Raw genomic sequence first — 26,247 nt, forward strand, 5'->3', positions numbered from 1 at the left:
CCCGGGCGCGGGAGGCCGAGGTCTACTACACGCAGTAGTGGGTACAGTCGAAGCATGGCGGACATCATCGAACGGATCGGCACGGCGCCGATCGCGGCGGCGGGACTCGTGGGTGGCTACTACGTGGCGCGGGAAACGGGCATCCGCCCGCTCGGCGGCGTGGTGCTCGCCGCGGCGGGCGCTGCCGCGGCGCGGGGCTGGTACGCGAAGGGCGGCGCGGGTACTGCGGCCGCGCTCACCGCGGTGTACCTGGGCGGATTCGGCGCATCCCACCCGCTGGCGAAGAAGATCGGCGCGTGGCCCTCCGTGGTGGGCGTGGCGGCGGTGGTCGCCGGCGCCTCGCACCTTCTGGCCGACCGACGCTGACTGCGACCGCAGCGGCGCGCGAGGGGTTACGCTCCTTCGGTGAGATGGAGAACAAGTTTCACGCTGGCCATCTGTGCGGTCACGGTGGTGGCCGCCGGGTGCGGCGGTCCGGCGGCATCGTCGAACGATGCCCATCCCGGCGCGCACAGTGTGGAGACGACGACGGCACCGTCGGCCCCGATGGAGGAGCCGGCCAGCGGGACCCCGACGGGGACCCCGCTGTACGCCCGTCTCTCCTCGTCCAGCGCCGTCGGCAACACCGGCCAGGCGCTCACCGCGACGATCGCCGGCACCACGTACCGCAGCGCGACGGGCGTCTGGATCGGTTGCGAGGGCACCGCGTCCACGGCCGTGTACCGCCTCGCCGGGGAGTTCTCCAAGCTCACCGGGGTCCTCGGCCTGCAGCCCCACACCCCCGTCGGCGTGCGCGTCCGCGTCGCCTTCGTGGTCGACGGTGAGACGAAACTGACCGCGACGCTGAGCCGGGACGACCGGCCGCAGAACGTCGCGATCGCGCTCCCGGGCGCCCGGTCGATCACCGTGACCGCGGTGGCCACGGCGGGGGAGTGCGCGCCCGCCGCCTCGCCCTACGGTGCGATCGGCGCGGCGTCGCTCACCTGACCTACCCGCCCCGGGCGGACCGCCGTCACCGCAGCCGGTCGACGTTCGCCATCGCGAGCACGTCCAGCCGGCGGTCGAGCTCCTCCAGCGTGAGCTTCTCGCCGATCAGACCACGGTCGATGACGGTCTGCCGGATGGTCTTGCCCTCCTTCAGCGCCTGCTTCGCGACGGCGGCGGCCTCCTCGTAGCCGATGAGCGAGTTCAGCGGCGTCACGATCGACGGTGACGACTCGGCCAGCGTCCGCAGCCGGTCCTCGTGCGCGACGAGGCCGTCGATGCAGCGGTCGGCGAAGAGGCGGGAGACGTTCGACAGCAGCGCGATCGACTCCAGCACGTTGCGCGCCATCATGGGGATGTAGACGTTGAGCTCGAAGGCGCCGTTGCCGCCGCCCCAGGTGACCGCGGCGTCGTTGCCGATCACCTGGGCGGCGACCTGCGTCACCGCCTCGGGCAACACCGGGTTCACCTTGCCGGGCATGATCGAGCTGCCGGGCTGAAGGTCGGGCAGGGCGATCTCGCCGAGGCCGGTGAGCGGGCCGGAGCCCATCCATCGCACGTCGTTGGCGATCTTGGTGAGCGAGACGGCGACCGTGCGCAGCGCGCCCGACAGCTCGACGAGACCGTCACGCGCGGCCTGCGCCTCGAAATTGTCCTTCGCCAGACGGATCTCCTCGACCCCGGTCAGGCGGACCAGCTCCGCGACCACGAGCGAGCCGAACCGCTCCGGCGCGTTGAGCCCGGTGCCCACGGCGGTGCCGCCGATGGGGACCTCGCCGACGCGGGGGAGTGTCGCCCGCACGCGCTCGACGCCGGCCTCGACCTGCCGGGCGTAGCCGCCGAACTCCTGTCCCAGGGTGACCGGAACCGCGTCCATGAGGTGCGTGCGGCCGGACTTCACGACGTCCCGCCACGCGAGCGCCTTCGCGGCCAGTGCGGCCTGCAGGTGCTCCAACGCGGGGATCAGGGTGGTCACCGCGGCCTCGGTGGCCGCGACGTGCGTCGCCGTCGGGAAGGTGTCGTTCGACGACTGGGACATGTTCACATCGTCGTTGGGATGCACTTGCACGCCGGCACGGGCGGCGAGCGAGGCGATCACCTCGTTGGCGTTCATGTTGGAGCTGGTGCCCGACCCGGTCTGGAAGACGTCGATCGGGAACTGGTCGTCGTGCAGCCCGTCGGCGATCTCCTGCGCCGCGGCGATGATCGCCGCCGCCTTCTCCGGCGCCAGCAGCCCCAGGTCTTGATTCACCTGCGCCGCTGCGGCCTTCAGGAGCCCCATCGCGCGGATCTGCGCCCGTTCGAGCGGGCGGAAGCTGATGGGGAAGTTCTCCACGGCGCGCTGCGTCTGCGCGCGCCAGAGCGCGTCCACGGGCACCCGGACCTCGCCCATGGTGTCGTGCTCGATGCGGTACTCGGTCTCCGGTGTGCCAGCGCTGTTAGCCATACCTTAGTAACCTACTCGGGCCCCGGGAATGTTCCCAGGGCCCGAGTAGGAGATCACGTGCGCCGTGCGCACGAGCGCTCAGTCGAAGATCTGCGCGTACGTCTTGAGCTTGGTCAGACGGTGCGTCGCGTCGATCGTGCGGACGGTGCCCGACTTGCTGCGCATGACGATCGACTGCGTGGTGGCGCCGTCGGCGCGGTACTTCACGCCGCGCAGCAGGTCACCGTCGGTCACGCCGGTCGCGGCGAAGTAGACGTGGTCTCCGCGCACCAGATCGGTGGTGCCGAGCACCTCGTTCGGATCGATGCCCAGGTCGGCGAGCCGCTGCTTCTCCACGTCGTTCGACGGTGCCAGCGTGCCCTGGATCTCGCCGCCCATGCAGCGCAGCGCGGCGGCGGCGATGATGCCCTCCGGGGTACCGCCGATGCCGACGAGGATGTCGGTCTTGGCCTCGGGACGCGCGGCGGCGATGGCGCCGGCCACGTCACCGTCGGAGATGAGGCGCACGATGGCGCCGGTCGCACGGATGTCGGCGATGAGCTGCTCGTGCCGGGGCCGGTCGAGCACGGTCAGCGTGACGTCGGTGACCTTGATGCCCTTGGCCTTAGCCACCTTGGCGATGTTGTCCGCGATCGGCGCCTGGATGTCGATGACGCCGGCGGCCTCGGGGCCCACGGCGATCTTGTTCATGTAGAAGACGGCCGACGGGTCGTACATGGCGCCGCGCTCGGCGACCGCGAGCACCGCGATCGAGCCGGGCATGCCCTTGGCCATCAGCGTCGTGCCGTCGACGGGGTCCACGGCGACGTCGGTCGAGGGGCCGAAGCCGTTGCCCACCTCTTCGCCGTTGTAGAGCATGGGCGCCTCGTCCTTCTCGCCCTCGCCGATCACGACCACGCCGCTCATCGACACCGTCGAGACCAACTGGCGCATCGCGTCGACCGCGGCACCGTCGCCCGACTCCTTCTGTCCGCGACCCACCCAGCGGCCGGCGGCGAGCGCACCCGCCTCGGTCACGCGGACCAGCTCCATGGCGAGATTCCGGTCCGGTGCGATGGGGTTCTTCTCAGCGTGGGTATCGGACATGGATTCCTCCGGATCTCGATGCGCGCGGGTGGGCGCGGTGGGCCTCGACCGATTCTTCCATGCCGTACCGGCCGGCGACGGGGCCGGTCGGGCGACGGCACCGTCGGGCATGCCCGCCTCCACCGGCGGGCGGCACTCCCGGGATACTGGACGTCGTGGCTGAGAAACCCCGGATCCTGCAGAGCCGTCGCGACCTGGTGCTCACGATGGTGCCCCTGCTGGTGCTGTGCCTGATCGTGCTGTTCGCCTCGGGCAACTTCAAGTTCGGCTTCGGCGCCGACCCGAAGGACGAGACGGTTCCGCCGATCAACCCCAAGGGCGTCTTCCAGGTGTCGGCGGACACGCTCGGCTTCCCGGTGCGGATCCCGGCCGGCGCAGGTGTGGTCGACGGGGTGCCCGAGGGCTGGAAGGCGACCGCCACGCGCGACGACGACGTCTCCGGCGGCAAAGTCTTCTCGGTGAATTACGTGACGCCCGAGAAGAACTCGCTGCAGCTCTCGCAGTCGGGCGCCCCCCTGGACGTGGTGGTCGAAGCGGTCTACGGCGCGCGGACGAAGCCCTCGGGCGAGGTGCCCGTGGAGGGCCGGACGTGGCAGGTCTACGGGCCGAACGACAAGAACCGCAGCGCCTGGGTGCTCCAGCTCGACGGTGCCGTCCTCGTCGTCTTCGGCGGGGGTACCGTGCCGCGGTTCACGGAGCTGGCCGCCGCTGTGCAGTCGCAGGAGCCGCTGCCGAAGAGCGGCGCGCCGGTCCCCGGCAAGTAGCGGGCCGTCCACCGGCCGGGGAGTGCGTCACTCCTCGGCGGCGATCGCCTTCTCGATCCGCTCGCGTGCCCCGGCGAGATGTTCCTCACAGCGCTTGGCGAGGGCCTCGCCCCGCTCCCACAGATTCAGCGACTCGTCCAGGTCGATGCCGCCCTGCTCGAGCAGCTTCACCACCACGGCGAGCTCGTCGCGGGCCTGCTCGTAACCGAGTTCGGCCACCGGTGTCTCGTCGCTCATCGTTGCACTTCCTCGGTTCGTACGGAGATCTTCTTCACGCCCATCACCGCGGCATTCGCCGCACCGTCCGGCACGCGGACCCGCAGCTGGGAGCCGGGTGCCAGGTCGTCGATGCTGCGGACCACCGGGTTCTCGCCGTCGGGCGTGACCTTCTGCACCACGGCGTAGCCGCGGGCCATCGTCGCCGCGGGGCCCAGCGAGGTCAGGCGCGCGGCCAGGTGCCGCACCCCGTCGGACTCGCGTTCGACGGTGCGCCGCACGTCCCGCCGGACATCGCGCAGCAGCCGTTCGACCTGCTCGGCGCGGTCGTCGACGAGGCGCAGCGGATGCGCGAAGACGGGACGCGAGCGGAGCGCCTCCAGGGTGTGAGCCTCCCGGGCGACCCAGCCGCGCAGGGCGCTCGCCGCCCGCTGGCGCAGCTCCGCGATGCGTTCGAGCTCGGCCACCACGTCGGGCACCACGCGCTTCGCGGCGTCGGTGGGCGTCGCGGCGCGCACGTCGGCGGCGAAGTCGCACAGGGGGTTGTCGGGCTCGTGCCCGATCGCGGAGACGATCGGCGTGCGGGCCGCGTGCACGGCCCGGCACAGGGTCTCGTCGGAGAAGGGCAGCAGATCCTCCACGCTGCCGCCGCCGCGGGCCATGATGATCACGTCGACCTCGGGGTCGGCGTCGAGTGCGCGCAGGGCCGCGACCAGCTGCGGGACGGCCGTCGGACCCTGCACGGTGGCGTACTCGGCGCGGATACGCACGTCGGGCCAGCGGCCCTCGGCGATGGAGCGCACGTCGCGCTCGGCGGCGCTGGCGCGGGCCGTCACCAGGCCGACGGTGCGCGGCAGGAAGGGCAGGGGTCGCTTGAGCCGCTCGTCGAACAGGCCCTCGGCGTGCAGCAGCTGCCGCAGTCGCTCGATGCGGGCGAGCAGCTCGCCCACGCCGACCGCGCGGATCTCGGTGATCCGCAGGGACAGGCTGCCGCGCCCGGCCCAGTAGGTGAACTTGCCGCGGACGATCACCTGGGTGCCCTCGTTCAGCGGCACCTCGGAGCGGTCGAGCACCGCCGGCAGGCAGGTGACCTGCAGGGAGACGTTCGCCGACGGGTCGCGCAGGGTGAGGAAGGCCGTGCCCCCACCGCGACGGTTGAGCTGCGTGATCTGGCCCTCGACCCAGACCTCGCCGAGCCGGTCGATCCACTGCGCGATCTTCATCGAGACCACGCGCACGGGCCACGGGTGTTCGGCGCTGGACGGCCCGCCGGATCCGGAAGCGGGTGCGGTCACTTGGTGATGCGGTTCTCGAGCATCGTGAGGAACGGCGGCCGCGCCTTGTGGCCGCGCTCGTACTCGACGAGCGACTCCACCTCGGGGGTGGTCAGGCCCGGCAGCCGGCCCCGGAGCTGCGCGAGCGTGAGCTCCGGGTAATCGATGCGCTGTGCTGCGGCGGGCAGGTCGTCGGGCGTCTCGGCGGGCGTGGGCCCGTTCGACGGTGCCGCGGCGGGGGAGCTGTAGAGCGCGTACCGTCCGGCCCCCGCGGGTGCCTGCTCCGGCTCCGCGGCCGTGGCGACCGTCCCGGCCTCGACCCGGCCGGACACGTGCTCGGGCTCCGGTTCCTGCGCGGCCGCGGGCGGGGTGGCGGGCCGCACCTCCCCGAAGGCCGTGCGGGCGGGCGGGGTGGGAAGGTCCACGTCGACGTCCTCGTCGTCGTCGAAGGTGGCCCACGCGGCCTGCTCCTCCTCCTTGGCGGGGAAGACGGTCTCGATCGCGCGGTCGCCGCGGACGGCGAGGTCGGCGAGGTCCTGCTGGACGTGGATGAACGCCTGCGCGGACTTGCTGCCCAACGTGAGCGGGGCGCTCACGGCGCCCGTCACGATCTCCTGGCCCTTCTCGGCGGCGAGGGCGACGGCCCCGACGGCGACGCGGACCACGAACGGTAAACGGCTCATGTGTCCAGGGTGCCTCATCGCGCCCACCGGCACACCGTCAGGTGCCGTAGCCTGGAGGCATGACTTCTGGCAAGCGCGTCCTGTTGGCCGAGCCGCGCGGCTACTGTGCCGGCGTCGATCGAGCGGTGGAGACCGTCGAGAAGGCGCTCGAGAAGCACGGTGCGCCGGTGTACGTGCGCAAGGAGATCGTGCACAACCGCCACGTCGTCGAGACGCTGCAGGACAAGGGCGTGATCTTCGTCGATGAGACCGACGAGGTGCCCGAGGGCTCGCTGCTGGTGTTCTCGGCCCACGGCGTCTCGCCGGCGGTGCACGAGGGCGCGGCGCAGCGCAGCCTGCGCACCATCGACGCGACCTGCCCGCTGGTCACCAAGGTGCACCAGGAGGCCAAGCGCTTCGCGCGCGACGATTTCGACATCCTGCTCATCGGCCACGAGGGGCACGAGGAGGTCGAGGGCACGGCCGGCGAGGCGCCGCAGCACGTGCAGCTGGTCGACGGTCCCGAGGCCGTTGACAACGTCACCGTGCGCGACGAGGACAAGCTGGTCTGGCTCTCGCAGACCACGCTGTCGGTGGACGAGACGATGGAGACGGTCCGCCGGCTGCGGGAGAAGTTCCCCAAACTGCAGGATCCGCCCAGCGACGACATCTGCTACGCCACCCAGAACCGTCAGGTCGCGGTGAAGGCCATGGCACCCGAGTGCGATCTGGTGATCGTCGTGGGGTCGCGGAACTCGTCGAACTCGGTGCGGCTCGTCGAGGTGGCGCTGCAGGCCGGTGCCCGCGCCGCGCACCTGATCGACTTCGCCCGCGAGATCGACCCCGCCTGGCTCGAGGGCGTGCAGACGGTGGGCATCACGTCCGGTGCCTCGGTCCCGGAGATCCTCGTCAAGGGCGTCGTGGAGTACCTCGACGGCGAGGGCTTCCACGACGTGCAGACGGTCACCACCGCGAACGAGACCCTCGTCTTCGCTCTGCCGCGCGAGCTGCGTCCCCGCGCCAAGGCCTGACGCCCCGCCACGCGAACGAACGGATGCCCCCGGGATCGGATTTCCCGGGGGCATCGTTCGTCGGTGCGTGCGTCAGTCCTTGTAGCGGTGCCGACGGATCTGCCGGGGCTCCTCCGCGGGCTCGACGAAGTCGTCGCGGAAGTTGGTCTCCACGGCCGTGTCCTCGCTCTGCGGCCGGTAGCGCGGCGGACGGTAGTGCTCGTAGCGTCCCGGGCTCGACGGGGTCTCGCCCCGCCGCGCGGGTCGCTCGGTGTCGCCGGTGAGGCTCGGCAGGTCGGGCTGTGCCGCGCGGCTGCCGGAGATGCGGGGGAGCGAGGCGAAGTCGTCGCGGGGGATCCGCGGGCGATCGCGCGCCACGCGCGGCGGCACGGCCTCGGCACTACGGGCGCGGTCGATGTCGCGCGCCTCGCGCCGGTAGTCGCGCGCATCGGCGGGAGCCGGCCCTCGGCCCGCGGGCCGGCCCTCGGGGTCGCGCGTGGTGCGCCAGCGCGGTTGCGGCTCCGAGATCCGGCGCCGCTCGTCGTCGTGCCGGAGCTCGCGCGAGTCGTGCGGGCCGGGCCGCGGGCGATCGCCCTGGGCGACCGCCGGACGGGGCCGGGCGCCGCGCGGCACGCCCCGGGGATCGTCGTCGACGGGGCGTCGGGGCATCGGGGGCCGGGGGTGCTGCCCCGAGTCGGGCCGGACCACGCGGTTGATCTGGGTGGCCGGAGCGCTCGCATCGCGCGCGGCGATCTCCTCGCGGGTCCGCGCGGGGCGGGGTGCGGAATCGCGGCGCAGCTCGTCGCCCCGCCGGCGGGGGTCGCGACGCGCTTCGTCACGGCGGGGAGTATCCCGGCGTGCGGCCGAGCTGCGACCCCGCACGGGGGCGTCGGATTCGGATCGCGTGGTCTCGCGGCGGTCCGCGCGATCGCGGACGGCTCGGCTCGAACGGTGCTGCGAGGACCGGTTCTGATGGCGCTCGGAGCGGACGGCACCGTCGGCGACCAGCGCGGCAGCGCCTGCACCCGCCGCGGCGGGAGCGGGGCGCAGGCGTGCGAACGCGGCGCGGATCCGTTCGCCGATCGGGAGCCCGGCGGATTCGAGGGGCTTCTTCTCCGCGGTCGCAGTGGCGGCCGCGGCGGCGGGGGTCGGGACCGCGGTCTTCGCGTTTCCGGCTTTCGCACCGGTCTTCGCCGTGCCCGGCTTGGCCGCGGCGCTCTTCGTACTGCTCGACGAGGCGCCGCGCTGAGCGCTCCGGGCGTTGGCGGTGAGCGCGCGGTACTGCAGCAGCCTCACGCCGCCGATCACCAGGACGGCGACCGTGGTCCAGAACATCCATGGGAACAGGGAGATCATCGGGAACAGCACGTCGGTGAGGATCTGGCTGGTCTTGCGCGGGCTGGGCAGGTTGAACCACCGGTACAGCGGGATCGCGGTCGCGATGACCAGGGGCGGCTGCACCATGGCGGTGAACAGTGCGCGGTTGCGCACGGCCAGCACCGCTACGACGGCGCCGACGGCCATCGCGATCACTCCGGCGTTCGCGCCGGCGAACTCGCCCGATGCGAAAGCGCCCACCGCGGTGAACGCCAGCATGGTCAGGACCGCGCCCCACCACGGCAAGCCAGGGACGGTCGCGAGCACGGAACGCTCGTCGACCGGTACCTGGGAGCGGGACGGTTGGAACTTCGACACAGGTGAACCGTACCGGTTAACACTGTGAGAACCGAGAATCTGCCGTCGTGGGAACAGGTCGCGGCGTCCGATCGAGCTCGAGCGGGGCGTTGCGGGAGCCGTCGGGCATGGAATCGAGATCGGACAGGCGGCGCGCCGTCACGCCCACGCGCGAGTTGTAGGAGCCGACGGTGGCGTTGAACGCCTCGACCGTCTTGCCCAGCGCCGTACCCAGCGACGAGAAGTGACTGTTCAGGACGTCGAACCGCTCGTTCAGTTCGCGGCCGAGCGCGTGGATGCGTTCCGCGTCCTCCCCGAGGGCGTGCTGGCGCCAGGTGAGTGCGACGGCGCGCAGCATCGCGACGAGGGTGGTGGGTGTGGCGAGCACCACATTCCGGTCGAGTGCGAACTCGAGCAGCTCGGGATCGGCCTGTAGCGCCGCGTCGAGGAAGGCCTCCGCGGGCACGAACATCACGACCAGCTCGGGTGAGCCGACTGCCTCCCAGTACCGCTTGCCCGCGAGCTGCACGACGTGCGAGCGGAACCTGCGGGCGTGATCGGAGAGCAGGGCGGCGTGTTCCGCGGGTGGTGCCTCCAACAGCTGCAGGTAGGCGTCGAGCGGGACCTTCGCATCGACCGCCAGGTCGCGGCCCCCTGCGAGGTGGACCACCAGGTCCGGCCGCACCCTCGCCTCGCCGACGACGCCGCCCCGCTGGGTGGAGAAATCGCAGTGCCGGCTCAGCCCCGCCAGCTCGACCACTCGCTCCAACTGCAGCTCGCCCCAGCGGCCACGGACGCTGGACGACTTCATGGCCGAGCGCAGGGTGGCGGTCTCGGCGCGCAACGCCTCGCTCGTCCGCGCGACGGTGCCGATCTGTTCCCGGAGTCCCGCGAACGCGGCGACCCGGCTGCGTTCGGCGACTGCGAACTCGTGTCCCAGCGCGTCCAGCGTCTGCCGCAGCGGCGCGAGGAGCGCGTTCACCGGGGCTGCTACGGCGTCCGGGGAGGAGCCATCGGCCCGGCCGGACTGCGCGGGCAGCACCCGGGCCAGGATGATCCCCACGGCGACGCCGACCAGGAGCGCCAGCAGCGCGATGATCAGATGCGAGAGATCCATGCCGCCAGCATGGCGGCCCGCACCGACAAGTTTTCAGGCGTCGGCCGGGGCGTCCTTCGCGGGCTCCGGCGTCGTCGCAGGTGCCGACGTGCGGCGGAACCTGTCCCAGAAGCTCGGCTTCGGTTCGTCGTCCGGCGGCGGCGTTTCGCCGGTCTCCTCGTCGATGAGCTCGCCGAGGTAGCGGAAGAGCACCGCGAGCGCGGCGGCGACCGGCACCGCGAGGAAAGCGCCGATGATCCCGAACTGGGTGCCGCCGAAGGCGATGGCGAGCAGCACGATCGCGGGGTGCAGCTGCATCGAGCGCGACTGCAGGATCGGGGAGAGCACGTTGCCCTCGAGCTGCTGCACGGCGATGACCACGGCGAGCACTGCGAGCGCCGTGCCGAAGCCGTTCGTCACCAGCGCGACGATGACCGCGAGCGCGCCCGCCACGAAGGCACCGACGATGGGGATGAAGCCGCCGAGGAAGGTGATCACGGCCAGCGCGCCGGCGAGCGGCACCTGCAGGATCACCAGGCCGAGGCCGATGAACAGCGCGTCGATGAAACTCACCACGGCCTGGGTGCGGATGAAGCCGCCGAGGGTGGCCCAGATGCGGCTCAGCAGCTCGGCGAAGTGCTCCGAGACGGGCGTGCCGGAGTGCCGCTTGAGCCACGGCATGAATTTGTCGCCGTCTTTGAGGAAGAAGAAGGTCAGCATCGCGACCATCACGATCGCCACGACGAAGGACCCCGCCGCGCTGACACCGGTGAAGACGCCCGACGCGATCGTCTCGGCGCTCTCCTGCAGCTTCTTGGTGATCGACGTGACGAACTTGCTGATCTGCTCGTCCTGCAGGTTCAGCGGCGGGCCCTGCGCCCACTTCTGCACCTTGCCGACGCCTTCGACGGCACGGTCGGCGATCTCCTTCGACTGCCCGCCGATCGACGGTGCGATGGCGCCGATGATCCCGCCGAGGACTCCCAATGACAGCAGCAGCACGAGGGCGGTCGCGATCGCGGGCGGCAGGCCCTTGGAGCGCAGCCAGCGCACGGGCGGCCACAGCACGGTGCACAGCAGGATGGCCAGCAGCACGGGCAGCAGGATCGACCAGAACTCGCCGATCAGCCAGGTGACCACGAACAGCATCGCCGCGACCGCGACGGTCCGCCAGCTCCAGGTGGCGAGCCACCTACCGGCCTCGCCGTAGACCTCGCTGCGGGTCTTCTTGCCCGCCGGCGGGTTCGTCATCTCATCGCTCACGACGCGATCGTATGTGCCTCGTGCGTCAACAGCCACTCCTTGACGGCGAGTCCCCACCGGAACCCGCCGAGCGAGCCGTCCAGCCGCAGCACGCGGTGGCAGGGGACGAACAGTGCCGCCGCGTTCCGGGCGCACGCCATGGCGGCGGCCCGCACGGCCGCCGGGCGCCCGGACAGGTCGGCGTACTCCGTGTACGTGACGGGCTTACCGGGTTCGACGGTGCGCAGCACGTCCCAGGCGTGCTCGATGAAGGCGCCGGACCGCTGCCGGACCGCGATGTGGTCGATCGCGGCGACGTCGCCGGCGTGGAAGTCGGTGATCGCCCGGCTGACGGCGCCGAGGTCCGTGCGCTCCTCGACCGCCACGGGCCGCAGCGCGGAGTGGATCACCGGCAGCAGGGTGCCGAGATCCGCGGTCCAGCCGGAGGCGAGCACGGCACCGTCGGCGTCGACGACGGCGGTGAACGGCCCGACGGGGGTGTCGAGGGTGGAGTAATGGGCGGTCACGAGGCGATCCTCCGGTCGGTGGTGAGCGAGTGGTTCCACAGGTGCAGGCAGACGTAGCTGCCCCACGGGCTCCAGCGGTTGGTGGTGATGTCGAGCCCGAGCAGCTCCGCCCCCTTCGCCACCACGAGGTCGGAGGCGAGGAGCGTATCGGGGTCGGCAAGCAGCCGCATCGCGACGTAGTCGGCCGTCCACGGCCCGACGCCCTTGAGCCGCAGGAGCTCCGCACGGGCCTCCGCGCGGGTCATCCCGGCGTGCAGGACGAGGCGCCCGTCGGCGAGCTCGGCGGCGGCGCCGAGGATCGCGGCGATCCTGCTCCTCGGTCCGGTGAGCACCTCGCCGCCGCGTTCTGCGACGACCGCCGGGGTGGGGAACGCGCGGTCCACGCGGCCCGCCGGATCGTCGACCTCCGCGCCGAGCGCGGCGACGAGCCTGCTCTGGTGCGTGGCGGCCGCGGCGATGGAGATCTGCTGCCCGATCATGGTGCGCAGGAGCAGCTCCGCGGGGTCGACGCAGCCGAACAGCCGGATGCCGGGCGTGTTCGCGACGAGCGGCGCGAGCTGCGGGTCCGCCGCGAGCCCGTCGTCCACGGCGGTGGGGTCGGCGTCGAGGTCGAGCAGGTGTCGCAGCCGGGTCACCGCGGTCGACAGATCGCTCATCGCGGCGAGCGAGAGCGAGGCCCGCACGTACCCCTCGGGCGCGGAGCCCAGGTCGACGGTCGCGATCCCGTTGCCGCCCGGCAGGGTCAGGACGCGGGTGTAGCGGTCACCGTCGGTGTGCTCGAGACGGTCGACGGCGTGCGCCCCGAGGAACCAGCGAACCCAGCCGGTGGCGTACGGGCCGCGCAGCGCGAGCCGCAGGCTCAGCTCCCCGGTCGACGCGGCCGGATCCGGGCCGCGCTGGGCGCGCAGCTCCGACGGGGTGCGCGCGAAGACCTCCCGGATCGTGTCGTTGAACTGCCGGATCGACGTGAATCCGGCCGCGAAGGCGATGTCGGAGAAGGGCATCGGTGTGCCGGTGATGAGGATCCGCGCGGTCGTGGCCCGGTGCGCCCGCGCCAGGGCGAGGGGACCGGCGCCGAGTTCGGCGGTGAGGACGCGGGTGAGCTGGCGGGAACTGTAGCCCAGCCGCTCGGCGAGACCGGTCACGCCGGCCCGGTCCACCACCCCGTCGGCGATGAGGCGCATGGCCCGAGCGGCGAGATCGGATTCCAGGTTCCACCGGGGCGAGCCGGGGACGGCGTCCGGGAGGCAGCGCCGGCACGCCCGGTACCCGGCGGCCTGCGCCGCGGCGGCGGTGAGGTGGAAGCTCACGTTCTCCGCCTTGGGCGTGGTCGCCGGGCAGGACGGGCGACAGTAGATCCCGGTGGTGGCGACGGCGGTGTAGAACTGGCCGTCGAACCGGGGATCCCGGCCGGCGATGGCCCGGTAGCACCGGTCGAAGTCGAGGTGGGGCGAGCTGCTGGTCACGCCTTCGACTCTGACACCACCAGCAGCCCGGCGCTAGCGGCTTTCGGACACCACCGTGCCGCAGCTGGTCAGCAGCAGCGGACGTTCACCGTCGCCCCGTCGTGCCTGGCCCTCCAGTACTCCCGCTCGGTCATCACCGGCTCGCCCGGATGCGTGGCGCGACGGTGCTCGACGTACCGCTGGTAGTGGTTGTCGCCCATGACCGAGCCCACGTACCAGCGGATCGCCTTCAGTGCCCGGATGATCGGGCCGTGCCCAGTGCGTCCCATTGCTCCTGCACCTTCTTCTCGGCTGCGGTGGGGATGAGGCCGCTCGGCGCGAACAGCGTGCTGGGCACCGGCTCCTCCTCGGTCAGCGGGCGGCCGTTGCCGGTCACCGTGCGGTAGATGGTCCACGCGCCCATGACCACCACGATGAGCACCATGATCGCGAAGACGATCGACAGCGTGCCCTGGATGAAGGTGTTGCGGACCACGGCGTCGATCGCCTCGGGCGTCTTCGCGGAGCCGAAGGACGACTTCCCGGCCTCGGCGGCCGCCTTGAAGTTGCTGTGCTGCTTCCAGTAGCCCACGGCGGGATCGGAGCTGAAGATCTTCTGCCACGACGCGGTCATGGTGACGATGAGGTCCCAGACGAGAGGTATCGCGGGGATCCACACCCACTTGTAGTAGCCCTTCTTGACCACCACCACGACGACCACGGTGAGCGCCATCGCGGCGAGCAGCTGGTTGGCGATGCCGAACAGGGGGAAGAGGGTGTTGATGCCGCCGAGCGGATCGGTGACGCCCATGAGCAGGATGCTGCCCCACGCCGCGACGACGAGGAGCGAGGCCGCCCAGGCGCCGACGCGCCAGCTGGGGTCCTTGAGCCGCTGGAACGGGCCGCCGAGGTTGCTCAGCGCGTCCGAGACCAGGAAGCGGGCCACGCGGGTGCCCGCGTCCACGGTGGTGAGGATGAACAGCGCCTCGAACATGATCGCGAAGTGGTACCAGAAGGACTTCATCGACGAGCCGCCGAAGACCTGGTGCAGCACCTCCGACATGCCGAAGGCGAGTGTCGGGGCGCCGCCCGTGCGGGAGACGATCGACTCCTCGCCGACGTCCTTCGCCGTCTGGCTGATCTCCTGGCCGGTGATGGGGTCGCCGCCCAGGCCCAGCGAATTGACGTAGGTGGCCGCGGTCTCCGCGGTGCCGCCCGTCTTCGCGAGCGGCGCGTTCATGGCGAAGTAGAAGTGCTGGTTGATGATCGACGCGGTGATCAGCGCCATGATCGCGACGAAGGACTCGGTGAGCATGCCGCCGTAGCCGATCAGCCGCATCTGGCCCTCCTTCTCCAGCAGCTTCGGCGTGGTGCCGGAGCTGACCAGGGAGTGGAAGCCGGAGAGGGCGCCGCACGCGATGGTGATGAACAGGAAGGGGAAGAGCGATCCGGCGAAGACGGGGCCGTCGCCGCGGGTGGCGAAGTCCGAGACCGCCGGTGCCTCCATGAGCGGCCGTGCGATGAGGATGCCCACGGCCAGCAGCACGATAGTGCCGACCTTCATGAAGGTCGAGAGATAGTCGCGCGGGGCGAGCAGCAGCCACACCGGGAGTACCGACGCGGCGAAGCCGTAGATGATGATCGCCCAGCTCAGCTGGACCGGGGTGAGGGTGAACAGGTCCTTGCCCCAGCTGCTCTCGCCCACGTAGCGGCCGCCGATCACCGCGGCGAGCAGCAGCACGCAGCCGATCAGCGAGACCTCGGAGACCCGCCCGGGGCGGAGGTAGCGGAGGTACACGCCCATGAACAGGGCGATCGGGATGGTTGCGGCGATGGAGAAGACGCCCCACGGGCTGTGCCCCAGGGCCTGCACCACGACCAGGGCGAGCACGGCGATGAGGATCGTCATGATCGCGGCGATGCCGATGATCGCGGCGGCGCCACCGACCGGTCCCAGCTCGTCGCGGATCATCTGGCCGAGTGAGCGGCCGCGGCGACGAGTGGCGACCCACAGCACCAGGTAGTCCTGGACGCAGCCCGCGACAAGGGCGCCGACGACGATCCAGATCGTTCCGGGCAGGTAGCCCATCTGCGTCGCGAGAACCGGCCCGACCAGCGGGCCGGCGCCGGCGATCGCGGCGAAGTGGTGGCCGAACAGCACGCGCCGGTCCGTCGGCAGGTAGTCCGTGCCGTTCTCCAGAACCTCGGCCGGCGTCGCATGATCGTCGCGCGGCCGCACCACTTTGAGCTCGATGAGGCGGGCGTAGAAGCGGTAGCCGACCACGTAGGTGCAGATCGCGGCGAGCACGAACCACACGGCGTTCACCGATTCGCCACGGGCGAGGGCGATCATCGCCCAGGCGACGGCGCCGACGAGCGCGATGACGCCGAAGATCACCTTGTGCTTGGTGGTGATCGGGCTGCGGTCGATGACCGCGACGGGCGGCAGTGCCGGGTCCGTGCGGACGTAAGTGATGTCGCCGTCGGTCTCCGTGGTCGACGGAGCGGTGGGAGCTGACACGAGGCCTCCTGGGAATGTGTGCGCCACGGTGGTGGTTCGCAAGCGTCATCGTTCCATCCGCGGGCCGCGGGCGCGGGCGATTCGCGCTGGATCGCGGCACGTAGAATGAGGCCCCGTGAGCCTTACCCTCGGAATCGTCGGACTGCCCAACGTCGGCAAGTCCACCCTGTTCAACGCCCTCACCAACAGTGAGGTGGAGGCGGCGAACTACCCGTTCGCCACCATCGAGCCGAACGTCGGCGTGGTGAACCTGCCGGACCCGCGGCTGAACCGCCTGGCAGAGATCTTCGGTTCGGAGCGGATTTTGCCCGCCACCGTGTCCTTCGTCGACATCGCCGGCATCGTCAAGGGCGCCTCCGAGGGCGAGGGCATGGGCAACCAGTTCCTCTCCAACATCCGCGAGGCCGACGCGATCTGCCAGGTGGTGCGCGTCTTCTCCGACGAGGACGTCGTGCACGTGGCCGGCAAGGTCGATCCGCTCGCCGACATCGAGACCGTCGCGACCGAGCTGATCCTGGCGGACCTGCAGACCATCGAGAAGGCGCTGCCCCGGCTCGAGAAGGAGGCCCGCAAGAACAAGGAGCTGGTCGAGACCCTCGAGGCGGTCAAGGCCGCAGAGGCTGTGCTGACCGACGGCAAGACCCTGTTCAGCGCCGGCTTCGACACCGCGCCGATCCGCGAGCTGCACCTCATGACGGCGAAGCCCTTCCTTTACGTCTTCAACGCCGACGAGGGCGTGCTCACCGATGCTGCGCGTCGCGCGGAGCTCGCTGCGGCCGTCGCGCCCGCCGATTCCGTCTTCCTCGACGCGAAGATCGAGTCCGAGCTGCTGGAGCTCGATCCCGAGGACCAGGCCGAGATGCTCGAGTCCATCGGTCAGGACGAGCCGGGCCTCGACTCGCTGGCCCGCGCCGGCTTCCACACCCTGGGCCTGCAGACCTACCTCACCGCCGGCCCCAAGGAGTCGCGCGCCTGGACGATCCGCAAGGGCGACACCGCCCCCAAGGCCGCCGGCGTGATCCACACCGACTTCGAGAAGGGCTTCATCAAGGCCGAGATCGTCTCCTTCGCCGACCTCGACGCCCATGGCACCATGGCCGCCGCGAAGGCCGCCGGCAAGGTCCGCATGGAGGGCAAGGACTACGTCATGTCCGACGGTGACGTGGTCGAGTTCCGCTTCAACGTGTAGTCGGTCCGGCGCTCCAGAGCGACGCAGCATGCAATGATCGCAATGTGCAGTTCGCGATGCGTTACGACCGCTGGTACCGACCGATCGCCACCGCGATGGGTCTCGGTCCCCGACGGACGAGCGTCCTCGTGGACGGCGAGTTCTTGCGCATCAAGTGCGGTTGGGCCTTCCGGCTCGAGGTGCCACTGGCGAACATCATGTCGGCGCGGGCGAGTGCGCGTCGCCCGCTGGCCTGGGGCGTCCATTCCGCGGGCGATCTGTGGGTCGTCAACGCCTCGCGCGACGGCATCGTGATTCTCGAATTCCGCCGTCCCGTCACTTCGAAGTCCGTGCAACGCATGAGCACTCGATGGGGCGAGGTCCGCTCCCTCTACTTGAGCCTCGACGATCCCGACGGCTTCGTCGCAGCGGTCGCCTAGCGGATCGGGCTACCGTCATCGTTCTCGTGACACGGGTCCCGGATCGCGGACTGCGTCCAGCGCGGCCTTCGGGCGCGACAGCCCGACCTCGCGGACCCAGTTGCGCACCGTCAGATAGACGCCGGCGTCGGATCCGGCTTCGGCGCCCACCGCGTCGATGCCCTGCGCGCGGCACAGCGCGACGGCACGGCGCAGGTGGAAGTCCTGCGTCACGAGGACGGCCTCCTTGATGTCGAAGACGGAAGCTGCGCGGGCGCAGGTGTTGTAGGTCGTCACGCCGAAGCGATCGTCGGTGATCGCCCTTCCGTCGACACCGCGGTCCACCAGGTACTTCCGCATCGCGGTGACTTCGTCGCCCTTCGTCGACGCCGCATGTCCGGAGACGAGCACGCGCTGGGCACGGTTCTCCCGCAGAATGGTCAGCGCGGTCTCGAGGCGCTCGCGCAGGTACACCGACGGCTCTCCGTCGTTCACCCGATCGCCCAGCACGATCACCCACTGACGTGATCCGTCCGACGTGATCCGCGAACTGCTCGCCCACTGCACCCAGACGGTCGAGGCCGCGACGATGATCACGACCACGATCACGACGTACCGGATCAGCCGGCGCACCACTGCAAACACCGGACCGAGCGTACCGACGACGCGGCCGCCCGACCGCCTTCAGCGCGGAGTGAGTACGAAGACCCTGGCGCCACCGTCGAACGCCCGCCGCAGGTCGTCGGGGTCGGGGGAGCCGTCTGCGGTGAAGTCGATGTGGTTGAACGAGGCGAAGTTCTTGTTGTCGGCCGCGATCACGCCGTACAGCTCGATCACCCCGGCCTCATCGGAGACCACCCGCACGTCGGCGGTCCTGCGCCGACCGGCGAGCTGGATATCGATCGGTTCACCGCTGCGCAGGTTCTTCCCCCAGGCGAACGGCGAGCCGACCAGCAGATTCCCGTCGTGCTTGGTGTACGCGACCGGCACCTCGAAGACCTTGCCGGACTTCCGCCCCACCACGTACAGCGTGAGTAGGCGCTCACCGAGGAACTTCGATACACCGGGAGCCTTCAGCAGGGTTCGCATCATGGCGTTCATGACGCCCTGCAGCGGCATGGTGCTGGCGGTTCCCGCGCTCCGGCTCATACCTCGACGGTAGACCCGGCCACCCGGCTCCGGCCAGGGCCGCGGCGCTCGTGAAAACCGCGGAATCCAGGCATACAAGGCCAAATTTGGCTTCGTATGGCCTGAGAACGCCGGATTCACGAAGGAGCCGGCCCTGGATGTCGAAAAACCTGTCGGAGGTTCGTCGTATAGATGACGGCGACGAACGCCGGTCGTCGAAAAACGACTTCGAGGAATCGACCATGACCACGCACACTGAACAGATGGACCATCCCCCGACCGATCTGACGACGCCCGCCGACGAGCGGTCAGCGCAGGCCGGGCGCACGCCGCTGGTGATCAAACTGCTGGTCGCGGCCACGTTCGTCGTGATCCTCAACGAGACCATCATGATCAACGCGATCCCGCGCCTGATGGTCGACTTCCACGTCGACGCCCGCGCGGCGCAGTGGCTCTCCACCGTCTTCATGCTCACGATGGCCGCGGTCATCCCGGTCACCGGCTGGTTCCTGCAGCGGGTCAGTACCCGCACGGCCTACGCCGTCGCTATGACCACCTTCAGTCTCGGCACGGCGATCGCGGCCGCGGCCCCGACGTTCGAGGTGCTCCTGGCAGCGCGCGTCGTGCAGGCGGGCGGCACGGCGGTGATGATGCCGCTGCTCATGACCACGCTGATGACCGTCGTCCCCGAAAACGACCGCGGTCGCGTGATGGGGCAGGTCACCCTGGCCATGTCGTGCGCGCCCGCGCTCGGTCCGGCGGTGTCCGGCATGATCCTGCACCTCGGCTCGTGGCGGCTGATCTTCGTCTTCGTGCTGCCGATCGCGGTGCTCGTCGGTGTCGCCGGGATGCGGCAGTTGGAGAACGTCGGCGAGACCGAGAGCACGCCGGTCAGCTGGCTCAGTGTGGCGCTCGCGGCGGGCGGTTTCGGCAGCCTGGTGTACGGCCTGAGTGAGATCGGCACCGGTGACTGGACCGGTCCCGTCCTCACCGTGATCGCCGGAGGCCTACTGATCGCCGCGTTCGCCGCCTACCAGGTGCGCCTGCAGCAGCGGGAGATGCCGCTGCTGGACCTGCGTACCCTCCGCCACCGCACCTTCGCGATCTCGCTGCTGCTGATGACCGCGGGATTCATGGCCTTCCTCGGCTCGATGATCCTGCTGCCGCTGTACCTGCAGGACCTGCGCGGCCTGTCCGAACTGCAGACCGGCCTGCTCGTGATGCCGGGTGGCCTGGCGATGGGCCTACTCGGCCCGCAGGTCGGCAAGCTCTACGACCGCGTCGGTGCACGTCCTCTCGTCATCCCCGGCGCGATCGGCATCGTGGCGGCGCTCGCCGCGCTCAGCCGCATCGGTGCGACGACGCCCTACCCGCTGATCGTCGCGATTCACGTCGCGCTCATGGTTTCGCTCGCCGCCGTCTTCACGCCGATCTTCACCGTCGGCCTGGGTGACCTGCCCGAGCACCTCTACTCGCACGGCTCGTCGCTGCTGGGCACTCTGCAACAGGTCGCCGGCGCGATCGGCACCGCCGCGCTGATCGTCGTGATGTCCAACCGTTCGGCGCACCTGGCCCAGGGCGGTTCGTCCCAGCCCGAGGCGTTCGTCGGCGGGCTGCAGTGGGCCTTCGGCGCCGCCGCGCTCATGGGTGTCGTAGTCGTCGCGTGTGCCCTGCTCCTGCCGTCCAAGTGCGACGGTGCGCAGTCGTCCGGCACGGTGCATCACTGACGGTTCGGCCTACGATCCGCCCATGTTGATCTCCACCGCCCCACAGCGCCGCCTCGGCGGCACGCACGACGAGGCGACGCCGCGCATCTGCGGCTGCTTGCGCTCGTGAACATCGACGTGAGCCTCGCGGAAGCCGAGGCGGTTGCGCAGCTCCCGGACCTGCTGCGCCGGACACCGTCGACCCGCCGACCGAAGGAATGATCATGGATCTGTTCGCACGCCTCGCTGTGACCGACCTGCGGCGCGCGATCGCATGGGGAGACAAGCTCTTCGGCGAGGTGGAGTCGTTCGCGCCGAACGACACCGAACACGTCTGGACGTTGGGCGAGCACCTCCACGTCTACGCGGAATTGCTCCCGCGGCATGCCGGGCATTGCGCGGTCACCCTCTTCCTCGACGACGTCGAGTCGTTCCTCGCCGCAGCAGCGGACCGTGGCCTGCTGCCGGATTCGGAGGAGGTCTACGAGAACGGCGTCCGCAAGGCGATCTTCCTCGACCCCGACGGTAACGAGGTCGGGATCGGCGGTGCGCCCGCGTAACCCGCCTACGTGGCAGTCGCTGACGACAAACGCGAGGATCATGGCACGCATGGCACTGCATGTACGAACCACGTTGGAGCCCGTAGGGCCGGCGACCGCCATTGAGCTGACCGATGCGCAGGTCGAGGAGCTCGGGGGAGGGAAGCGCGCCGCCGTGCGGGTCGTCATCGGCGACAAGTCGGCACGCCTGCGCCTCGCGGGCATGGGTGGCTGCAACCTGATCGGCCTGTCGAAGGCAGCCCGCAAGGAGCTGGGCGTCGAGATCGGGGATACCGTCGAGGCCGTGATCGAGCTCGACGGTGCCGAGCGCACCGTCGACCTGCCGGACGACCTGGCGGCCGCCCTGGACGAGCACGGCCTGCGACCCGCGTTCGACGCGCTCAGCTACACCCGGCGCAAGGAAGCGGCGCGGGGCATCGCGGACGCGAAGCGGGCCGAGACGCGTGAGCGCCGAGTCGCCGCTGTGGTCGACGGCCTCCGCGGGACCGCCTGAGCGGTTCGCGGTCTACCGTCCCGCTGTGACGAGTGGGTCCGTGCCGCGGCCCTGCGGCAACGGGATCCGCCTGCCGCGCACCAGGATCGTGATCTCCCTGGTGAGGCTCATCGCGAGAGCGGCCAGGAGGAAGAACGCGGCCACCCCGTCCGCGCTGCCGTGGATGCGCTCGAGGAAGCCGCCGAATCGAATGGCGAAGGACTGCGAATGCTCCAGGGCGGCGATGAAGGCGCAGCGGCCCAGGAGGACGACCAGCCAGATCCCGAGGTACGGCACGCCGGCCCGGGTGACGAGGTGTCTACCCCGGCGCGGGTCGCGTTCCACAGCCATCACGGCGTTGAGGGCGAGCCCGCAGGCGGCGCCGAAGGCGATACCAGCCGCGACCAGCGTGCCGTCGCCCGACGCGTACTGGTGGTGCCCGCTGCCGAGCACCAGGTATCCCATCACTGCGCTGGTGACGAAGGGCATCACCGCGAGGAACACCGTGTGCCGGCGCGTACCGAGCTGCGTCGTCAACACCAGGGTCAGGAAGATCGCCGCCACGATCAGGGCGTCCGTCATGATTGTCCTCTCATCGCCGAGTTAGCACGGTGCTGCTAAATCAATGTAGCAGAGACGTGCTATAAAAAGACATGCCCAAAGTCGTCGACCCCGCCGAGCGCAGGAACGCGATCGCGGCCGCGGCGATCGAGACCATCGCACGGGGTGGGCTCGACAAAGCGACGCTCGCGAACGTCGCGGCGCAGGCCGGACTCGCGGTCGGTTCGGTCCGGCACTACTTCGAAGGCCAGGCGTCGATGATCGAGTTCGCGATGCGGTGGCTGGCCGATCGGATCGGAGCACGAGTGCTCGCCATCGCCGGACCGGTCCTCGCCGGTGAGGTGGGCACCATGGCCGAGCGGCGCCGCGCCACCGTCGACCTGCTGTGCGAGTTGCTGCCGCTCGACGAGACCCGGCGCCGCGAGGTGACGGCCTGGCTCGCGCTGAGCGCAGCCGCGGTCTACCGACCCGGCCTGCGTCCGATCGTCGACGACATGCACGAGTCGGTACGTGGGCTGACCCGGGTCATCGTTGAGCGGTCCCGTGCTGCCGGTCTGTCCGACGGGGATGATGCCGATCTCGACGCCGACGTGGAGCGTCTCGCCGCGCTCATCGACGGCCTGGCCGTCGACGCGATACTGCGCCCGGACCGTTATTCGCCGCAGCGGATGCGCTCCGTGGTCGAGCGTCAGCTGGACCGTCTCGGGTCGCCCGGTGCGGACCGCACGTAGCATCGCGGTGTCGCCCCCGAGACCTCAGGAGACCCACGATGACCCAGTACCGCGCCCTTCTCGCCGAACTCGCGGACGACGCAGTCGCCACCCGCATCGAGCTCCGTGAACCCGCAGCGCTGGAGCCCGGTCACCTGCGGATCGCCGTCGAGTTCTCCGGCGTGAACTTCAAGGACGCGTTGGCTCTCACGCCCGGCGGCGGAGTGGTGCGTCAGTACCCGATCGTCCCCGGCATCGACATCGCCGGCACGGTCCTGGAATCCGCCTCCGACGAGTTCGCTGCGGGTGACCGCGTCGTCGCGCACGGCTACGAGATCGGTACGGCCCGCGACGGCGGATACGCCGAGCAGGCCGTCGTCCCGGCCGAGTGGGCGGTGAAGCTGACCGCGCTGAGCACCCGCGAGGCCGCCGCGATCGGCACCGCCGGATTCACTGCGGCGATGAGCGTCGCGGCCATCGTCGATGCCGGCGTCGTGCCCGCGGACGGTCCCGTCGTCGTCACCGGCGCCACCGGCGGCGTCGGTTCGACGGCCATCGACCTGCTCGCGAGCCTCGGCTACGAGGTCGTGGCCTCGTCGGGCAAGCCCGGCGCCACCGACCACCTGCATGCTCTCGGCGCCCACGAGGTCATCGGCCGCCTGCCGCTCGACCCCGACGCCAAGCCCCGGCCTCTCGGTCGGAGCCGCTGGGCGGCCGCCGTCGACTGCGTGGGCGGCGCAGCCCTCGCCGATGTCATCAGCACTCTCAATTACGGCGGCGTCGTCGCGGCCAGCGGCCTGACCGGCGGCGCGGGCCTGAAGACCACGGTCATGCCGTTCATCCTCCGCGGTGTCACGCTCGCGGGTATCGATTCGGTGCAGATGCCGATCGCGCCGCGCCGGGCTCTGTGGGCGCGGATCGAGTCGGACCTGCGCCCGCGCCACCTCGACCTCGTCGCCAACGACATCGGGATCGACGGGGTCCGTGTCGTCGTCGACGCACTCCGCGCCGGCGAGTACACGGGCCGTGCCGTCGTCGACCTCAGCCGCGGCTGGTGATCTCCGGATCGCGAAATCAGGTCGAGAACAGACCTGTGGACTGACTACGGTCGACCCATGACCGTCAGGCAGATCCAAGTCACCTTCGATTGCGCGAACCCGAAGCGCGTGGCGCTGTTCTGGTGCGAGGCGCTGGGCTACGTCGTGCCGCCGCCCCCACCGGGATTCGCCGACTGGGACGCCTTCGAGGCGACCCTGCCGCCCGAGGCGCACGGCTCCGCCTTCGCCTGCGTCGACCCGAACGGCGTCGGCCCGCGTCTCTACTTCCAACGTGTTCCCGAGGGCAAGACGGTCAAGAACCGTGTGCACCTCGACGTGCGTGTCGGCACCGGGATGGTGGGTGCCGAGCGGCTCGCCGCGCTCGAGGCGGAGGGTGCCCGGCTGGAGAAGCTCGGAGCGAAGCGTCTCTACCTGCAGGAGGCGGACGGCGAGAACGAATCCTGCCTCACCATGGCCGACGTCGAGGGCAACGAATTCTGCCTCGACTGATCGCTTCGCCCTGGACGAACGGGGTGGCCGAAGTCTCAGTCGGCGTGGACACTGGAGACGAGTGGGTCCCTACGGCTCGAGGAGTCAGTGATGGCAGGCAACGAGAATCCCTTCGGGTTCGGGCCGGGAGAGTTCGACGACCTGGCCCGCGAGGCCCGTGACATGATCGGGCGCATCGTCGGCGGCCCGGGGCGCGAGGCCTTCTCCGGGCTGTTCGACGAAGCCCGTCGCGCGAAACGCGAGCCGGAGACAGCGGGCGAGACCGGCGACGGAGTGTGGGCGGTCATCGCCAACGCCGAGGACGGCAGCGCCCGCGTCGAGCAGGTCTACGCCACCGAGATCGACGCGCTGCGTGCCAACCAGCACAACACCGATGCGACCAGGAAGGTCCGGTTCCTGCCCTACGGGATCGCGGTCAGCGCGCTCGACGACTGAGCGTCACTCCTCGCGACCCGCGGTCGCCTCCGGCGTCGTGGTCGGGACGGCCGCACCGGCCGCGGTCTCCGGGCGGAGCCACAGCCAGGTTCCGATGATCGCCATGATCGCGGTGCCGATCGTCGCTATCCACCACTTCGGAGTCACCAGGAAGAGGATCACCGCACACACGGCCATGCTGCCGATCGCCATGTACTTGGCCTTGCGGCTGACGGAACCCGTCGCCTGCCAGTCCCGGATCATCGGGCCGAAGACGCGGTGTTCCAGGAGCTTGCGGTGCAGTGTGTCCGAACCGCGGGCGGCGCAGTACGCCGCGATGAGGATGAACACCGTGGTCGGCATGAGGGGAACCACGACGCCGACGATGCCGAGCCCCAACGCGACGTAGGCGCAGACCCACCACATCCATCTCAGTCGGGACTTTTGCGCCATTCCTCCAGTGTAGGGATCAGGCGTCGCCGTGCTCCACGAGCCAGTCGAGCAGGGCCGAGGTCTCGCGCCAGTGCTTGCGGATCTGTGGGACCAGCTTCGGTGTGTGGATGATCTCCTCGAAGCCGTAGTCCCGCATGGCGCTGAGCGACTTGTGTCGCAGCAGTTCGATTCTCGGATGATCGGCGTCCCACCCGCGCGGGGAGGTCTTGAGCGTCTCGCCGCCGATCTCCCAGCCCTTGCGTCGCAGCTTGCCGATGATCTGCTCCAGTGCGGGCCCGTACAGGTCGTTGTCGATCGCCTTCCGGAAGGCCGCGAGCCGGGTGGGGCTCGCTTCGTAGAAGCCGGCGCCGACGCGGACGCCGGGTGCGCCGATCTGGATGTAGTAGCCCGTCGCCGGACCGACCGCGACGAACGCGCCCTGGTGGGTCTTGTACGGCGTCTTGTCCTTGGAGAAGCGCACGTCCCGGTACGGACGGAAGATCTTGGCGGTGCCGAACTCGTCCGCAAGCTCCTCGGTCAGCGCGGCCATCGGAGCGGCGACGGCGGTCTTGTAGACGTCCTTGTGCGCCTCCCAGAAGACCTTCGAGTTGTCGGCCTCGAGGTCGTCGTAGAAGTCCAGCGCCGCCTCGGGGAATCCGGTGAAGCTCATGCCGTCAGGCTAGCCTTGGAGCATGAAACCCGGTGACACCGCGCCCGACTTCGAACTGCCCGATCAGGACGGCACGCCGCGGAAGCTGAGCGACCTGCTCGCCGCCGGCCCCGTCGCACTGTTCTTCTACCCGGCTGCCTTCACGCCGGGCTGCACCAAGGAGGCGTGCCACTTCCGCGATCTCGCCGCCGAGTTCGCCGAGGCGGGGGTGCAGCGGGTCGGTATCAGCCGCGACGCCGTCGCCAAACAGTCCGACTGGACCGCCAAGCACGGCCTCGACTACCCGCTCCTCTCGGACGAGGACGGCGCCGTCGCGGCGGCCTTCGGGGTCAAGCGCGACGGCTTGCTCAAGCTGGCCGGCATGCCGACCAAGCGCACCACCTTCGCGATCCGTACCGACGGCACCGTCGCCGATGTGATCGCCTCCGAGGTGAACATGCAGGTCCACGCCGACCGGGCCCTCGCCGCCCTGCGCGGCTGAACCGCCCCCGACTGATCGCCGCAGAGCGAGC

At 70.4% G+C, this 26,247-nt stretch carries 31 protein-coding genes; 14 read left to right on the top strand and 17 right to left on the bottom strand.

Features of this window, described 5'->3' with window-relative positions; translation table 11 throughout:
- Window positions 1-54: 54 nt before the first annotated feature.
- Window positions 55-366, top strand: coding sequence for a hypothetical protein (locus FK268_RS15165; RefSeq protein ID WP_146435474.1), 312 nt, complete (start codon window positions 55-57; stop codon window positions 364-366).
- A 39-nt stretch (window positions 367-405) separates the two neighbouring features.
- Entirely contained in the window at window positions 406-987 is a 582-nt protein-coding gene (locus tag FK268_RS15170) for an NPCBM/NEW2 domain-containing protein (RefSeq protein ID WP_146435476.1), read from the top strand.
- 25 nt (window positions 988-1,012) lie between these two features.
- Here FK268_RS15170 and FK268_RS15175 read toward each other — a convergent pair whose 3' ends face one another.
- Together FK268_RS15175 and glpX are read right to left on the bottom strand one after the other, a co-directional pair.
- Complete coding sequence (locus FK268_RS15175; protein ID WP_146435478.1) at window positions 1,013-2,431, bottom strand: class II fumarate hydratase; 1,419 nt, start codon at window positions 2,429-2,431, stop codon at window positions 1,013-1,015.
- 78 nt (window positions 2,432-2,509) lie between these two features.
- On the bottom strand, window positions 2,510-3,517 hold the full coding sequence (gene glpX / locus FK268_RS15180; RefSeq protein ID WP_146435479.1) for a class II fructose-bisphosphatase: 1,008 nt from the start codon (window positions 3,515-3,517) through the stop codon (window positions 2,510-2,512).
- A 155-nt stretch (window positions 3,518-3,672) separates the two neighbouring features.
- Between glpX and FK268_RS15185 the strand changes: the two genes are divergently transcribed.
- A complete protein-coding gene (locus FK268_RS15185) occupies window positions 3,673-4,281 on the top strand; it encodes a DUF4245 domain-containing protein (protein ID WP_158636125.1) in 609 nt (202 codons plus the stop codon).
- Window positions 4,282-4,308: 27 nt separating this feature from the next.
- On the opposite strand, the gene FK268_RS15190 is transcribed toward FK268_RS15185, so the two are convergent.
- From FK268_RS15190 to FK268_RS15200, 3 genes are read right to left on the bottom strand one after another with little or no spacing between them, the layout of a single operon-like run.
- Entirely contained in the window at window positions 4,309-4,518 is a 210-nt protein-coding gene (locus FK268_RS15190) for an exodeoxyribonuclease VII small subunit (protein ID WP_068532691.1), read from the bottom strand.
- Entirely contained in the window at window positions 4,515-5,792 is a 1,278-nt protein-coding gene (gene xseA / locus FK268_RS15195) for an exodeoxyribonuclease VII large subunit (RefSeq protein WP_146435483.1), read from the bottom strand. Before xseA ends, FK268_RS15190 begins: the two co-directional genes overlap by 4 nt.
- A complete protein-coding gene (locus tag FK268_RS15200) occupies window positions 5,789-6,454 on the bottom strand; it encodes a lipid droplet-associated protein (protein WP_158636126.1) in 666 nt (221 codons plus the stop codon). Before FK268_RS15200 ends, xseA begins: the two co-directional genes overlap by 4 nt.
- Window positions 6,455-6,513: 59 nt before the next feature.
- On the opposite strand from FK268_RS15200, the gene FK268_RS15205 reads away from it, so the two are divergent.
- Window positions 6,514-7,464 carry a 4-hydroxy-3-methylbut-2-enyl diphosphate reductase gene (locus FK268_RS15205; protein ID WP_146435487.1) on the top strand — a complete coding sequence of 317 codons (951 nt, stop codon included), beginning with the start codon at window positions 6,514-6,516 and terminating at the stop codon, window positions 7,462-7,464.
- 72 nt (window positions 7,465-7,536) lie between these two features.
- On the opposite strand, the gene FK268_RS15210 is transcribed toward FK268_RS15205, so the two are convergent.
- The 7 genes from FK268_RS15210 to FK268_RS15240 all read right to left on the bottom strand — a co-directional run bounded on the left by FK268_RS15210 (window position 7,537) and on the right by FK268_RS15240 (window position 15,948).
- Window positions 7,537-9,138 (bottom strand): DUF6542 domain-containing protein, encoded by a 1,602-nt coding sequence (locus FK268_RS15210; protein ID WP_146435489.1) that lies wholly within the window; start codon window positions 9,136-9,138, stop codon window positions 7,537-7,539.
- A gap of 16 nt (window positions 9,139-9,154) precedes the next feature.
- Window positions 9,155-10,234 (bottom strand): DNA recombination protein RmuC, encoded by a 1,080-nt coding sequence (locus FK268_RS15215; RefSeq protein WP_146435491.1) that lies wholly within the window; start codon window positions 10,232-10,234, stop codon window positions 9,155-9,157.
- A gap of 33 nt (window positions 10,235-10,267) precedes the next feature.
- Entirely contained in the window at window positions 10,268-11,464 is a 1,197-nt protein-coding gene (locus FK268_RS15220; protein WP_146435888.1) for an AI-2E family transporter, read from the bottom strand.
- A gap of 8 nt (window positions 11,465-11,472) precedes the next feature.
- Window positions 11,473-11,982, bottom strand: coding sequence for a methylated-DNA--[protein]-cysteine S-methyltransferase (locus FK268_RS15225; RefSeq protein WP_146435493.1), 510 nt, complete (start codon window positions 11,980-11,982; stop codon window positions 11,473-11,475).
- On the bottom strand, window positions 11,979-13,448 hold the full coding sequence (locus FK268_RS15230; RefSeq protein WP_146435495.1) for an Ada metal-binding domain-containing protein: 1,470 nt from the start codon (window positions 13,446-13,448) through the stop codon (window positions 11,979-11,981). Before FK268_RS15230 ends, FK268_RS15225 begins: the two co-directional genes overlap by 4 nt.
- 68 nt (window positions 13,449-13,516) lie before the next feature.
- Window positions 13,517-13,717, bottom strand: a complete 201-nt coding sequence (locus FK268_RS15235) for a YbdD/YjiX family protein (RefSeq protein ID WP_146435497.1) — start codon at window positions 13,715-13,717, stop codon at window positions 13,517-13,519.
- A complete protein-coding gene (locus tag FK268_RS15240) occupies window positions 13,678-15,948 on the bottom strand; it encodes a carbon starvation CstA family protein (RefSeq protein WP_146435499.1) in 2,271 nt (756 codons plus the stop codon). The genes FK268_RS15235 and FK268_RS15240 overlap by 40 nt, the downstream gene beginning before the upstream one ends.
- Before the next feature lie 115 nt (window positions 15,949-16,063).
- On the opposite strand from FK268_RS15240, the gene ychF reads away from it, so the two are divergent.
- On the top strand, window positions 16,064-17,137 hold the full coding sequence (gene ychF / locus FK268_RS15245) for a redox-regulated ATPase YchF (protein ID WP_146435501.1): 1,074 nt from the start codon (window positions 16,064-16,066) through the stop codon (window positions 17,135-17,137).
- Between the two features lie 44 nt (window positions 17,138-17,181).
- Window positions 17,182-17,556, top strand: coding sequence for a hypothetical protein (locus FK268_RS15250; protein WP_146435503.1), 375 nt, complete (start codon window positions 17,182-17,184; stop codon window positions 17,554-17,556).
- Window positions 17,557-17,571: 15 nt separating this feature from the next.
- On the opposite strand, the gene FK268_RS15255 is transcribed toward FK268_RS15250, so the two are convergent.
- Window positions 17,572-18,180, bottom strand: a complete 609-nt coding sequence (locus FK268_RS15255) for a SanA/YdcF family protein (protein WP_231707097.1) — start codon at window positions 18,178-18,180, stop codon at window positions 17,572-17,574.
- Window positions 18,181-18,219: 39 nt separating this feature from the next.
- Window positions 18,220-18,684, bottom strand: a complete 465-nt coding sequence (locus FK268_RS15260) for a nitroreductase/quinone reductase family protein (RefSeq protein ID WP_231707098.1) — start codon at window positions 18,682-18,684, stop codon at window positions 18,220-18,222.
- Between the two features lie 221 nt (window positions 18,685-18,905).
- On the opposite strand from FK268_RS15260, the gene FK268_RS15265 reads away from it, so the two are divergent.
- The 3 genes from FK268_RS15265 (at window position 18,906) to FK268_RS15275 (ending at window position 21,422) form a co-directional block, all read left to right on the top strand.
- Complete coding sequence (locus FK268_RS15265) at window positions 18,906-20,390, top strand: MDR family MFS transporter (RefSeq protein ID WP_146435505.1); 1,485 nt, start codon at window positions 18,906-18,908, stop codon at window positions 20,388-20,390.
- A gap of 203 nt (window positions 20,391-20,593) precedes the next feature.
- Window positions 20,594-20,929, top strand: a complete 336-nt coding sequence (locus FK268_RS15270; RefSeq protein WP_205124485.1) for a VOC family protein — start codon at window positions 20,594-20,596, stop codon at window positions 20,927-20,929.
- Between the two features lie 49 nt (window positions 20,930-20,978).
- Entirely contained in the window at window positions 20,979-21,422 is a 444-nt protein-coding gene (locus FK268_RS15275) for a YdeI/OmpD-associated family protein (RefSeq protein ID WP_146435509.1), read from the top strand.
- A 12-nt stretch (window positions 21,423-21,434) separates the two neighbouring features.
- On the opposite strand, the gene FK268_RS15280 is transcribed toward FK268_RS15275, so the two are convergent.
- Window positions 21,435-21,983, bottom strand: coding sequence for a DUF1453 domain-containing protein (locus tag FK268_RS15280; protein ID WP_146435511.1), 549 nt, complete (start codon window positions 21,981-21,983; stop codon window positions 21,435-21,437).
- A gap of 71 nt (window positions 21,984-22,054) precedes the next feature.
- Here FK268_RS15280 and FK268_RS15285 point away from each other — a divergent pair, with 71 nt between their 5' ends.
- The 4 genes from FK268_RS15285 to FK268_RS15300 all read left to right on the top strand — a co-directional run bounded on the left by FK268_RS15285 (window position 22,055) and on the right by FK268_RS15300 (window position 24,654).
- A complete protein-coding gene (locus FK268_RS15285) occupies window positions 22,055-22,693 on the top strand; it encodes a TetR/AcrR family transcriptional regulator (RefSeq protein ID WP_146435513.1) in 639 nt (212 codons plus the stop codon).
- Between the two features lie 38 nt (window positions 22,694-22,731).
- Window positions 22,732-23,730 (top strand): acrylyl-CoA reductase family protein, encoded by a 999-nt coding sequence (locus FK268_RS15290; protein ID WP_146435514.1) that lies wholly within the window; start codon window positions 22,732-22,734, stop codon window positions 23,728-23,730.
- A gap of 57 nt (window positions 23,731-23,787) precedes the next feature.
- Window positions 23,788-24,219: a VOC family protein gene (locus FK268_RS15295; RefSeq protein ID WP_146435516.1), complete on the top strand. Its 432-nt coding sequence runs from the start codon at window positions 23,788-23,790 to the stop codon at window positions 24,217-24,219.
- A gap of 90 nt (window positions 24,220-24,309) precedes the next feature.
- Entirely contained in the window at window positions 24,310-24,654 is a 345-nt protein-coding gene (locus FK268_RS15300; RefSeq protein ID WP_146435518.1) for an Rv0313 family protein, read from the top strand.
- Between the two features lie 3 nt (window positions 24,655-24,657).
- Here FK268_RS15300 and FK268_RS15305 read toward each other — a convergent pair whose 3' ends face one another.
- Window positions 24,658-25,086 carry a YbaN family protein gene (locus FK268_RS15305; protein WP_146435521.1) on the bottom strand — a complete coding sequence of 143 codons (429 nt, stop codon included), beginning with the start codon at window positions 25,084-25,086 and terminating at the stop codon, window positions 24,658-24,660.
- Between the two features lie 16 nt (window positions 25,087-25,102).
- Complete coding sequence (locus tag FK268_RS15310; protein ID WP_146435523.1) at window positions 25,103-25,735, bottom strand: DUF2461 domain-containing protein; 633 nt, start codon at window positions 25,733-25,735, stop codon at window positions 25,103-25,105.
- A 22-nt stretch (window positions 25,736-25,757) separates the two neighbouring features.
- Between FK268_RS15310 and FK268_RS15315 the strand changes: the two genes are divergently transcribed.
- Window positions 25,758-26,216 (top strand): peroxiredoxin, encoded by a 459-nt coding sequence (locus FK268_RS15315; protein WP_146435525.1) that lies wholly within the window; start codon window positions 25,758-25,760, stop codon window positions 26,214-26,216.
- Window positions 26,217-26,247: the final 31 nt, after the last annotated feature.

Source organism: Tsukamurella sputi, assembly GCF_007858445.1.
GTDB classification, from domain to species: Bacteria; Actinomycetota; Actinomycetes; order Mycobacteriales; family Mycobacteriaceae; genus Tsukamurella; species Tsukamurella sputi.